At 67.8% G+C, this 11,960-nt stretch carries 7 protein-coding genes; 5 read left to right on the plus strand and 2 right to left on the minus strand.

All coding sequences use genetic code 11. From position 1 onward, the window contains the following. Positions 1–50: 50 nt before the first annotated feature. Together WG208_RS09375 and WG208_RS09380 are read right to left on the minus strand one after the other, a co-directional pair. A complete protein-coding gene (locus tag WG208_RS09375; protein ID WP_337171075.1) occupies positions 51–2,720 on the minus strand; it encodes a serine/threonine-protein kinase in 2,670 nt (889 codons plus the stop codon). 201 nt (positions 2,721–2,921) lie between these two features. After that, positions 2,922–3,500, minus strand: a complete 579-nt coding sequence (locus tag WG208_RS09380; protein ID WP_337171076.1) for a sigma-70 family RNA polymerase sigma factor — start codon at positions 3,498–3,500, stop codon at positions 2,922–2,924. Positions 3,501–3,577: 77 nt separating this feature from the next. On the opposite strand from WG208_RS09380, the gene WG208_RS09385 reads away from it, so the two are divergent. From WG208_RS09385 to WG208_RS09405, 5 genes are read left to right on the plus strand one after another with little or no spacing between them, the layout of a single operon-like run. Continuing rightward, a complete protein-coding gene (locus WG208_RS09385) occupies positions 3,578–5,104 on the plus strand; it encodes an SPOR domain-containing protein (RefSeq protein WP_337171077.1) in 1,527 nt (508 codons plus the stop codon). Further along, positions 5,101–6,498: an SPOR domain-containing protein gene (locus tag WG208_RS09390; protein WP_337171078.1), complete on the plus strand. Its 1,398-nt coding sequence runs from the start codon at positions 5,101–5,103 to the stop codon at positions 6,496–6,498. Before WG208_RS09385 ends, WG208_RS09390 begins: the two co-directional genes overlap by 4 nt. Further along, a complete protein-coding gene (smc, locus tag WG208_RS09395; RefSeq protein ID WP_337171079.1) occupies positions 6,498–10,094 on the plus strand; it encodes a chromosome segregation protein SMC in 3,597 nt (1,198 codons plus the stop codon). Before WG208_RS09390 ends, smc begins: the two co-directional genes overlap by 1 nt. Then, positions 10,091–11,152 carry a hypothetical protein gene (locus WG208_RS09400; RefSeq protein ID WP_337171080.1) on the plus strand — a complete coding sequence of 354 codons (1,062 nt, stop codon included), beginning with the start codon at positions 10,091–10,093 and terminating at the stop codon, positions 11,150–11,152. Before smc ends, WG208_RS09400 begins: the two co-directional genes overlap by 4 nt. Before the next feature lie 40 nt (positions 11,153–11,192). Beyond that, entirely contained in the window at positions 11,193–11,951 is a 759-nt protein-coding gene (locus tag WG208_RS09405; protein WP_337171081.1) for a ribonuclease Z, read from the plus strand. The last annotated feature ends 9 nt before the right edge of the window (positions 11,952–11,960 follow it).

Here is an 11,960-nt window from a genome sequence, read left to right on the forward strand (position 1 = left end):
CGTGTCCTGACCGTGATGACCGGGACGGCCTGCGATCCGTCACCGGTTCCTCAACGGTCGGGACAGCCGCGCCACTCTCCTCCGGGTGTGCACGGCGGCACATTGGCGCGGGGAGGATCGAGGCGCCGCACACTGTCCGCCAGCGCGATATTGCCCGCCCGCTCGTAGGCTTGTGCGAGCACGCGCCGGAGGCGCGGTCGCATGCTGCCAAGCTCCGGCGCCTGGTTCACTTCGTCGAGTCCATGATGCAGCGCGCTGATCGCGCCCGGCGCGTCACCCGACGCCAGGGCTGCCTGCCCTTCGAACAACCAGGCGTACGACATCACCATCGGTGACCGACTGGCGGCGAGTTCCGTGACCGTACGCCGTGATACCCGATGCGCGGCTGCCGTATCGCCACGGAGCAGCGCATCCTCGACGAACGTATTGCTGACGAGCAATCGCTCGGAGATGCGCAGAGGCGTCGCGGGCTCCATCAACTCGATGGCCCGTGCCGATTGAATACGTCGCTGTGCGGTGTCACCCGCCATCGCCGCCCAGTAGGCGTTGTTCCTCGCGATCACCGCCTCCAATCCGGGTGAGTCCTTGGGAAAATGACCGGCGTCGGCGGCAAATCGCTCCTGAAGGGGCCGTGCCTCATCGGTGCGGCCGAGCACCAGCAACGCTTCGAACTCCGCCGCGCGGGCGCTCATCTGCTCGTTGGTGTTGGTGAGTCCCAGCGAATCGGCCAACGCCAGCACGGCCCGCGCGCGCGTCAGGTAGTCGCGCGGATCCCGCGTGATCCAGCTCACGGCCAGCATGCGGATGGATTCGGCGCGCAGGGAAAGGATGCTGCGCCCTCCGCGCGCGCCGCTCCTCGAGGCGCGCAGGTGCTCCTCCCGCTTCGCCACGGCGGCCGCCAGCGAATCCGCGCGCCGGACCTGTCCCAGCGACATCGCCCGTGCCGCTTCGACCAGAGCGATGCGGGCATGCAGTTCGTGATTGGCCGGCAGATGCGTCACCGCTTCGCGTGCGTCCGCCAGGTGTTCATCGGCCGCATACGGACCATCGAGTTCGAGCCGCAGCGTCGCGCCCTCCAGACAGGCTCTCGCGTATTCCGCGCTGTGCCGGCCAAAACTTTCCGCCGCAAGCACGCGCGCCGAATCGAGCACCTGGCGCGCCAACACAAAACGCGACTGCGTCACGACGTTGGCCCCGATGGCCGTGTACAGCCGCGCGCGGATGCGGGCGTCGTCGGCGAGTTCGCGCGGCATCCGGACGAGAGCGCTGTCGAGCAGTTCGGCCAATGTGCCCGTGGTGGAGAGCCGCACGATGGGATCGTACGACGTGGCGTTCGTACCGGTAACGATTCCAGAGAGAAATGCCGAGGCCCGCTCGGCACGCGCCGCTTCCGCACGGGCCAGCAGCGCCTGTCGCCAGGCCACGATGCCGGTGCCGGTGATGATCGACAACACGATGAGTGCCGCGGCCGTGAATGCCCGCCGTCGCCGGACGAACGTGCGGATGCGATACGCCGTGCTGTCGGGCCGCGCCAGCACCCGATCCCGACGCAGGTAGCGCAGCACATCGTCGCTGAGCGCTGCGGCCCCGGGATAGCGCCGAGCAGGATCCCGTCGCAGCGCCATCAGGGCGATGGCATCGAGTTCACCACGCAACGCCGAAGCCAGGCGCGCACACGACACGTAGCCGCGGGCGGTGGCGGTTTCGGACGTGCCGGCCGCGGCAATCACGCTGGGCGCGCGTGGTTCGCGCTCCCGTACGGCGATCAGCTGCTCCGCCGGGGGCAATCCCTGCAAGGAGAGTGGTGGCGCACCACTCATCAGGGTGGTGAGCACGGCGCCGAGTGCGCAGACATCGGTCGCCGTGGACACGGCGTCACCGGTGACCTGCTCCGGCGCGGCATACGAGGCCGTGAACGGGGAGAGACCGGCACCGGTGAGTGTGCCCTCGACATCGTCGGCTTCGATCAGCTTCGCGACGCCGAAGTCGAGCAGCTTCACCACGCCATCGCGGGTGACGAGGATGTTCGTCGGTTTGAGATCGCGATGAATGACCAGCCGTTGATGCGCATGATGCACCGCGGCGCACACCTGCCGGAACAGATCGAGACGGGCGTTGATGGAGAGCATCTGACGATCGCACCACGCGTCGATGGGGGTGCCGTCGACGTACTCCATGGCCAGCCAGGGCATGCCATCGTCGGTGGCACCGCCGTCGATCAACTGCGCGATGTTGGGGTGCTGCAATTGTGCGAGGATCTGCCGTTCCGAACGAAAACGCTGAAGCAGCACCTCCGAATCCGCCCCTCGCCACAACGTCTTGATGGCCACCCGCTGCCGGAACGCATCGTCGGCCCGTTCAGCGAGATACACCGCGCCCATTCCCCCGCGGCCGATGAGTTGCAGCACCCGATACGCTCCCACGCGGCGCCCGACGAGGCTGGGAGCCGACGTCATCTCGGCGGCGTCCGCACCGTCGGACCAGGACGCGTCGGGCATGGTGAACCCGAGCAGTTCGTGCGCCGAATGATCGAGGCACCGATCCCGACGCCCCCCATCCGGCACCATCGCGGCCAGCATCGTCGCGAGTTCACGTCGCACACGCTCGGACGACGCAGTCGCGAGCAGACGCCGGCGGCCCTCCTCGTCCGTCGTCTCGCATTGCGCCCACAACGCCTTCAGTTCGGCCCATTCGGCCGGTGTCACGCGGTCGTCAGTCATCCCCGGGTGGTGCCTCCTGACGGAACACGCGCGGTGAGGGGCGCGGTCTTCTCACGCGACCCTCTGCAGAGTGCGTGTCTGTGCTGGCCCGTGTTGGGTCTGTACGTGCGCTGCATGTGTGACAACGGTCACGGGCTGCATTCCGGCGACCAGGCGATCCAAGGCGACAAGGCGACAAGGCGACGGCACCCCTGCCAGATCTCACATATCGCGCAACTGGACACGCAGCCAGGCCTTGGCCATGGCCCAGTCGCGTGACACGGTGGCGGGAGAGATCTCCAGCAGTTCGGCGATCTCCTCCAGGGAGAGGCCGACAAAAAAACGCAGCTCCACGATGCGGGCCTGCCGCGGATCCAGCCGTTCGAGCTGTTCGAGCGCCTCGTGCACGGCCAGCACGTCCTCCGCTCCACCGGCACCGACATCGTCGAGGGAGACCGTGTCGGCCGCCTCCAGAGGCACGACACGCTGCCGGTCCCGTCGTTCGGCCGAGGCCCGGCGGGCATAGTCGACCAGGACGCGCCGCATCATCTGCGCGGCGATGCCGAAGAAATGGGCGCGGTTCTTCCAGGGCGCCACCTGCCCCACCAGGCGCAGGTAGGCCTCGTGGACGAGCGCCGTCGGTTGCAGGGTATGGTCGCCCCGCTCGCGGCCCAGGTAGGCGCGGGCCAGGCCGTAGAGCTCGTCGTAGACCACCCGGCCCGCCTGATTGCGGGCGGCCTCGTCTCCGGCCTGGGCGGCCCGAAGCAGTTCGGTAAGCGGTGGTGTAGCGGGCGCGGGCATGACCCGCCGAATATGGTCACCGAATGGCTGCAGGACAGCCCCTCCCTCCACCGTCCCCGGTCGGGTACTTTACGCCGGTGCGCACGCTCTTCGCGTCGGCGCTCGTGCTCCTCGCGTGCGGTGTTGCCGGCGGCTGTGCCGATCGCTCGTCCCGCCCTTCCGGAGCCGGCGCCTCTCTCACGATTCCCGGTGGTCCGGATCCCATCGTCCTGCGGCTTGCCCGCGACGGTGGCACCCTGACGGCTGTCCGCTATCCGGAACTGGATTCCACCATCTGGCGGTCCACCTCGCGCGTGCCGCCCCTCGATCGTGTCATCGCCTTCGGCGGCGAAGACGGATACCTGGCGGCCATCGATACCGGCGGCAGCCCGGTCCGCATCGACCTGCGGCTGGGCACCGTGACCACGTCGCGCACCGACACCGTGCGCACGCTGGCATCGGCCGATGGCGGGGCGATCTATGCGCTGACCCGCGGTGGGGAAGTCACGCGGTACACCCCCAGCGGCAGTGACTGGAAGTTCCGCCCCGTACATCCGGTGGATGCGCTGTTCTCGCAGCCCGACGGCTCGGTCATCCTCGTCGGCGCCGAAGAGGGCCGCGTGACCGTGCGACGCCTGCGTCCTCCCAATCAGGCCCTCTCCGACAGCGTCTCGCTCAAGGTGCCGGGCAAACTCGCCGACATCCGGCGCACCATCGCCGCCACCGCCGGTTCCGTGGGCGACCGCGTGTTCTTCGCCGCGGACGAACGCGTGATTGCCATTCGCACCCGGGATCTTGGCACGGCGCTGAATGTGGATCTCGGGGATCCGGTCGACGCCATTGCGGCCACGCCCAGTGGCGATCGGCTGTTCGTGGCGCCGGCTGACGAATCCGTGCTGCGCATCGTCGACCGTTTCGAAGAAGGCGTGACGGGCCGCATCCGTCTGCCCTCGCCGGCCACGGCACTGCGCATGGATCCCATGGGACGCATGCTGCTGGCCCGTGGCACCGGCGACTCGGTGTATGTCGTGAGCCTGGGCAGCGACGCCGTGCTGGGCGTGCTCACCAGTGCCTGGCGCGGCGATCTGCCGCTCGTCATGGCCGATGGCTCCATCGCGATCACACGTGGCGACGATGTGGCGCTGGTGCATCCCCTCACGCTGGCCGACATGCGCACCGTCACCGGCGGTGCGAAGCAGTTCTGGCATACCCTGCGCTGGAACGGCCTGCGTCCACGCGCGGCGGGACTCGATCAGCCCGTACAGTTCCGCAACAGCGCACCGCGTGACACCGGTGGCGTGTCTGCCGCGGGCAACGATGCGGGTGGTGGCGCCCATCCGGACAGCAGCGCGCGCGCCGACTCCGCTGGCGCATCACCGCCCCCGCCTCCTGCACAACCATCGGCATTCACGGTGTCGTTTGCCGCGTTGCTCGACGAGCGTCAGGCGCGCGCGCTGGCCGGCCGCATTCGTATCGAAGGGCAGGTGCCGCGCATCACCACTGCCGATCGGGATGGGACGACGGTGTATCGGGTGGTGCTCGGCCCCTATCCGTCACGCGCCGAAGCCGAACGCATCGGCCGGATGTCCGGCCAGAACTATTGGATCTTCGAGGGATCCCCATGAGTGGCCCCGGATTCCTTCGGGACGACTGGGAAGCGGAAGGACGACGCCTCGCGCCGCTGCTGGACAGCGTGTGCGCCGTCGTGGTGGCGGCGAATGTGCCGGGTGTGGCCGCGCAGGCGGCCATCGGTATCGCCCGTATGCAGGGACAGCGGCGCCGGGTGGCCATCGCCGATCTGCTCGGTGAGTCGCCGGCGCTCGAAGCCCTGCTGACCGGCGACGATCCCCACGGGATCGCCGACAGTTTTCTCTATGGCGTGTCGCTCAACAAGATCGCGCGTCCCATGCGTGATGCGGACAATGTCTTCATCATGCCCAGCGGCACCGAGCCGGTGGACCATGGGGCGGTGTACGCCAACGATCGCTGGCGTCGTCTGGCCGCGGGATTCCATCAGGTCGGTGCACTGCTGATCGTGGTGGCACGTCCATCCGCAGAAGGGTTTGCCGAGCTGTGTGGCTACATGGGCGCGCTCATGCCGGTGGGTGACACGGTATTCCCCACCCCGCCGGGCATTCCGCTCATCGCGGCCCCGCCTCCGCCACCCCCGGCTCCCGAGCCCCCGCCGCCGCCCAAACGCGAGAGTGCGCGACGCGCCCGTGAAGCAGCGCAGCAGGACGAGGCCGGCCGACGCAATCGCATCATCGCACTGGTCCTCGTGCTGGGCGCGATCGCCATTGCCGTGGGAGCCATGTGGCCGCAGATGTTGAGTCGGCTGCCCGCGCCAGTGCTGGAACTGCTGAGACCCGGCACCACCGTGGACAGCACGGCGACGATCGTCCCTCCGACGCCGATGGACAGCGCGCCGCGTCCCGACTCCACGCGACCCGGTCAGACACCCGGCACCGACAGCGGGGGCCTCGTGTCCGACAGTCTGTCGGTACCAACCGCGCCGCCTTCGCCACCGCTCTCGGTCGACAACACGGCCGACAGCGCCGCGGCCGCGCGGTATGCGGTGTATTTCGCCACGGCCAACACACGGGCCGCCGCGATGCCCGATGCAAAAGTGCGCGCGCTCGAAGCAGTGGCCCTCTCGCCGGTGGTGGAGAGTGGTGAGCAGTGGTATCGCGTGACCGTGGGCGCCACGGCTTTCAGGCCGGAAGCCGAAGCGTTGCTCGCGCGATTGCGATCACAGAAAGTCATCGGCGCGGGGAGCATCGTCTCCGTGCCGTATGCATTGCGCCTCGAGACGCGGGTGACACCGGCGCTGGTGCCGACGCGTCTGGCGGCGTTGAGTACGCGTGGCATCATGGCCTATGCGCTGCGTCAGACCGACGGCAGCGTCTCGGTCTACACCGGCGCGTTCGAATCACCGACGCAGGCCTCGGCGCTTGCGGATTCCTTGCGCGCGGTCGGTGTGGCGCCCGTGCTGGCTTATCGAACCGGGAGAGGGTTCTAGTGCGTTTGACGAAGCTCGAAGTCCATGGCTTCAAGGCATTTGCCGATCATCTGGAGTTTGTGTTCGAACGTGGCGTGACCGCCATCGTCGGTCCCAACGGATCCGGCAAGTCGAACGTGTCCGACGCGGTGCGCTGGGTACTCGGCGAACAGCGCGCGCGTGCCATGCGTGGCGCCAAGATGGAAGACGTCATCTTCCATGGATCGTCGGCCCGCAAGCCGGTGAACATGGCGGAAGTCTCGCTGCACTTCGACAACACCGAAGGCGAACTGCCCATTCCATTCAAGGAAGTGGTGATCACGCGCCGGTTGTTGCGTTCGGGTGAGAGCGAGTATCTGCTCAACCGCGCGCCCTGTCGTCTGCGCGACATTCAGGATCTGGTGCGGGGCACGGGGCTGGGCGCGGACTCCGGCGTGGTCATCGAAAGCAAGATGATCGACGCGCTGTTGTCCGATCGCCCGGACGATCGCCGTGAACTGTTCGAGGAAGCGGCCGGCGTGGGTCTCTATCGCGACCGGCGCCGCAGTGCCGAGCGTCGTCTCGAGGAAACGACGGTCGACCTCGCGCGTCTCGACGATCTCATCGCCGAAGTGCAGAGCCAGGTGCGCTCGCTCGCCCGGCAGCGCCGTCGGGCCGAGCGACATGCCGAACTGACGGCGCGGCGTTTTCAGGTGGAGATCTCGCTGGCCACCCGCGAGATGGCCGCCTGGCGTGACGAACTCGAAGCGCTGGATGGTCGTCTCACCGAACTCCGTGGTGACGTGCCCGGCGCCGAGGAAGCGATCGCCGCCGCCGAATTGCAGCGGGAAGAAGCCCACATGGCCCGCTCCACGGCGGAGGCCAGTCGTCTCGAACTGGCGCGCCTGGCGGCCGAACAGCGCGAGAAGACGCAGAAGCTCGAACGTGAACTCGCCGTCTCCGAGGAGCGTCAGCGCAGCACCACCATGCGCCGGCAACGGGCGGAAGAAGAGCGCAAGGAGAACGAGGCGTTCGGCCGTCGTCTGCGCGAGGATCGGGAGCGGGCCGCGACGGACCGCACCACTCTCGAGCAGGAAGTGCGGGATGCCGGCGAGGCGCTGCAGGAACGACTCGCCGCCGAACAGACCGCGCGTGAAGGCGTGCAGCGTGAACGGTCCGTGCTCGATCAGCTGGAACGGCAGGTGCGGGAACATCGGGACCAGGCCCGCCGGCTGGAGCTCGACCGTGACGGCGCGTCGCGGGAACAGATGGAAACCGAACAGCGTCGTGACGCGCTCGATCTCGAGCGGCAGACGCTGGTGGATACGCTCGAAGCCATCGAACGGGAATTGCTCACCGCCCGTGAACAGGTGAGCATCTCGCAGGCGGCCGCGCAGGACGCGCTCGACGCGCTCGAAGGCGCGCGTCTGGCCGCCGCGACCGCACGCACGGCCGACGCCGAGTCGCGCAGTGCGCTCGCCAGTGCGGTCGAAGTGCGCACGCAACTGGAAGGCCGCATGAATGCGCTCGCCGCACTCGAGCGCGAGCGTGTGGGTCTGGCACCGTCCAGTGCCCGGCTGCTCAAGGAGCGGGCACGGTTCGGTGACGGCGCCATTCTCGGACCGCTCACCGACTTCGTCACCGCCGATGGCGAGGCCGCGCGACTCGTGGAGCGGTACCTCGGCGCCACCATGCACGCCATTGTCGTGCGCGACGCGGAAGCGGCCGCCGCGGTGCGTCGCTGGCACACCGAAACACAGCCCGGACCGCTGCTGCTGCTTCCGCTGGATGTCGTCACCGAGCTGGGCGCGGATGCAGGCACCGAGAGCGGTGCCCTGGCCGGCAGTGTGCAGGCCAGTGGCCCGACGTCGCGCTGGGTACGCGCGCTGCTCGGCAAGGTGCGTGCACTCGACAGCGGCGAGGCATTCGTCGACGAACATGGTGCGGTGTTCCTGCCCGGTACGGCCACCGGTCCCGGTCCGCTGCAGCGTCGTGCCGAACTCAATCGGCTCGAGTCCGATCTTGCCGCCGCCGATGCGCGGCGCGAAGAGGCCGCACTAACCGCCGAAGCCGCGCGGCTCGCGCTGGGCGAAGCGGAACGTGCGCAGCAGGCCGCCACGGAAGGTCATAACCGCGCGCAGCAGGAAGCGCGTCGCGCCACCGAAGTACGGCAGGAAGTGGAGCGTCGCCGCGAGCGCGCCGAGCGGGAACTGGCGCAGAGCAACACCCTCGCGGAACGGCTGGTGACGCGCTTGCAGGAGCTCGAGCAGCGCATGCAGCAGCTCGCGCAGCAGGCCGAGGCGTTGCATGCACGCGCCGGTGAAGCGGACAGCGATATCGATCAGGCGCGTGAAGCGCTGGCCGTCGCCGAACGGGAGCAGGAGCAGGCCCGCGAGGCGCGTGCGACCTGGCAGGTAGCGCAGGCCCAGGCACAGGCACGGTTGTCGGTGGCCATCGATCGCGAAAAGCGACTGTCGGAAGAAGACAGCACGGCCGCCGCGCGCCTGGAATCACTGGCCCGTGAGTTGTCGACCCTGTCGGATGCCGATCAGCATCTCGCGCAGCAGCTCGATGCCTGGCGCGCGGAACTCGATACGGAACGCAAGACGTTGGCCGACGCCGATGGCCGTCTCGCTGAAGCGGAGCGGGCCGTGGCGGCGGCAAATGCCGCGCTCGACACCTGTGAAACCGCACTCGACGAGGCACGCCGCCGCTCGAGCGCGCTCGGCGAACAGTTGCACGGTGCCCAGCTCCGGCATACGGAACTGTCGGGACGGCGTGAAGCCATCCGTCAACGTCTCGAAACCGAATGGCGTCGTTCGCTCGACGACCTGCTCGCAGGATTCGAGGAACTGGATGTTCCCACCGACGATCTGCGCGTGGAAGCCACGCAACTTCGCACGTCGCTCGATGAACTCGGACCGGTGAATCCGCTGGCCATCGAGGAACACGAAGAAGAGCAGCGTCGTCTCGAGTTCCTCACGGCGCAGCGCAACGATCTCGTCGCGGCCAAGCAATCGTTGCATCAGGCCATTCGCGAGATCGACAGCACGGCGCGCGAACTGTTCCTGGCCACGTTCGCGCAGGTACGCGAGAATTTCCGGCAGATCTTCCTGCGCATGTTCGGCGGCGGCGAGTGCGATCTGCGGCTGGAGAACCCCGATGCGCCGCTGGATTGCGACATCGAAATCCACGCGTCGCCGCGTGGCAAGAAGACGCAGCGCATCCATCTGCTTTCCAGCGGCGAACGCGCGCTGGTCGCGCTCTCCCTGCTCTTCGGCATCTTCCTCACCAAGCCGAGCCCCTTCTGTCTCATGGACGAAGTGGACGCGCCGCTCGACGATCAGAACATCGGTCGTTTCGTGAAGATGCTGAACGACTTCAAGTCACGCACGCAGTTCATCGTCATCACGCACAACCCGCGCACCACATCGGAGGCCGCCGATGCGGTGTACGGTGTGACCATGCAGGAACCGGGTGTGTCGTCGATCGTGAGCGTGCGATTGCGCAACGGGCCCGCGGTGGATGAAAGCGCCGGTCGTGTCGATCCCGCGGACGATCAGGTCGATGATCCGATTGCCGATCCGGTCGACGATCAGGTGGGCGATCCATCCGACGCGGAACCCTCGCCGGCATGAGATCGGCGTGGCGCCGGTGTATCACGACGGCCCTGCTGCTGCTTGCAGCAGGGCTTGTCGTTCCTGCGCTTTCGCCACGCACATTGCAGGCTCAGGGCGTGTTTCTGGAAGGGCCGTCGGAGACCCTGCTCTCTTCGGTCACACCGACGTTCAAACTGCTGGTTGCCGATCTCGGACCCGCCCGTCCGCTGCAGATCACGCTGCAGATTTCCACGACACCCGACTTCGTGGGCCTGGTACTCGACAGCACGTTCACGGCGATGGACACATCGCTCACCATTCAGGTGACACGACCGCTGCCGCCGCAGACCGTCGTGTTCTCACGTGTCCGTGTACGTGCGCTCGCGGGCTTCGTTTTCGAATCGGCCATTGTCGGCCCCAAGACCGTCCCGGCCTGGGTCACGCTGTTCAAACCGAACTCGCCGACTGGCGATGGTGACAGCACCCGTCGTCCATTGTTCGTCTGGTACAGTCCCCAGGTGGCGCCGGCCACCGGAGGCTGGCGGTACGATATCGAAATCCTGAGCAAAGCGACCGACCGCCCCGTCCTGGGCGTCAGTGGACTCCGGGACACGGTATTCCGGCCATCGTCGGATCTGCAGGCCAACACCTCGTACTACTGGACGGTGCGTGCCTGGCTGCCCACGGGCGGCTCGGTGAAAGTGACCAGCCTCGGCTCGCTCGTCATCACGGACCCGGCGCTGCCCACGACCACGTTGCTCTACCAGAATTTTCCCAATCCGTTTCCCTCGGTCACGTCCTTCAACACCTGCTTCTGGTTCGACGTGGGAGGAGCGGGTGCCGACATCACGCTGGACATTCTCGACCTGCGTGGCAACGTGGTGCGTCGCATCATCTCGTCCGATGATACCCCGCGCTTCGAAGCCGGCCGGTATGGCCGCGGACAACCGGGCGCGGAAAGCAACTGCGACGGCCGCTTCATCTGGGATGGCACGGCCAGCGACGGCCGGACGGTGGCGCCCGGTGTCTACATCGCGCGCTTCCGCGCCGACAAAGGCACACCGACCTTCCGTCGCATCGTGTTCCGCGGACGCTGACCGGGTCTCCTCATGAAACGCACGTCATGAAGCGCATGGCATGAAGCTCACGACCATCGGTACCGGCACGGCGGCCCCACACCCCACACGGGTGTCCGCGGCGCATCTCGTGGAGACGGCCGACACACGCCTCCTGCTCGATTGTGGCAGCGGCGCTGTGCATCGCATGGCACATCTCGGCGTGGCATGGCAGGACATCACGCATGTCGCGCTCACCCACTTCCACACCGACCATATCTCCGATCTGCCGCTGCTGGTGATGGGGTGGCGATGGGGACAGCTCCCGCCCCGCTCCCAGCCGGTGACCATCTACGGACCGGCCGGCACGGGCGCCCTGCTGGAACGGCTCGCCGCGGTGCACGGCGCGTGGCTGCTGGCGCCGGGTTTCCCCGTCACCGTTCGCGACATCGGCCCCGACGAAGTCATTCGATTGCCCGGCGGGGTGGAGCTGACCTGCCATCCGGTACCGCACACCCCGGAGAGCGTGGCATATTCAATCAGTGAGGGATCCCGGCGTCTCGTCTACACCGGTGACACCGGGGTGAGCGACACGCTCGGCGCATGGGCGCAGGATTGCGATCTGCTGCTGGCTGAATGCTCCCTGCCCGACACCATGGCCATTCGCGAACATCTCACGCCGCGACAGGTCGGGGAGTTGGCCGCGCAGGCCCGGGCACGCCGGCTCGTCCTCACGCACTTCTATCCGCCCGTCGAAGCCGTGGACATCGGCGCCGAAGTGGCGGAGCACTACGCCGGTCCCACGATCGTGGCCACCGACGGCTGGTCTACACATTTCTGAGGACGTGAC

The sequence above is a fragment of the Gemmatimonas aurantiaca genome (genome assembly GCF_037190085.1).
Lineage (GTDB): Bacteria > Gemmatimonadota > Gemmatimonadetes > Gemmatimonadales > Gemmatimonadaceae > Gemmatimonas > Gemmatimonas aurantiaca_A.

Coding starts and splice junctions, on each gene's coding strand:
- WG208_RS09375 (WP_337171075.1), bottom strand. CDS start 2,720: ATGACTGACGACCGCGTGACACCGGCCGAATGGGCCGAACTGAAGGCG.
- WG208_RS09380 (WP_337171076.1), bottom strand. CDS start 3,500: ATGCCCGCGCCCGCTACACCACCGCTTACCGAACTGCTTCGGGCCGCC.
- WG208_RS09390 (WP_337171078.1), top strand. CDS start 5,101: ATGAGTGGCCCCGGATTCCTTCGGGACGACTGGGAAGCGGAAGGACGA.
- WG208_RS09400 (WP_337171080.1), top strand. CDS start 10,091: ATGAGATCGGCGTGGCGCCGGTGTATCACGACGGCCCTGCTGCTGCTT.
- WG208_RS09405 (WP_337171081.1), top strand. CDS start 11,193: ATGAAGCTCACGACCATCGGTACCGGCACGGCGGCCCCACACCCCACA.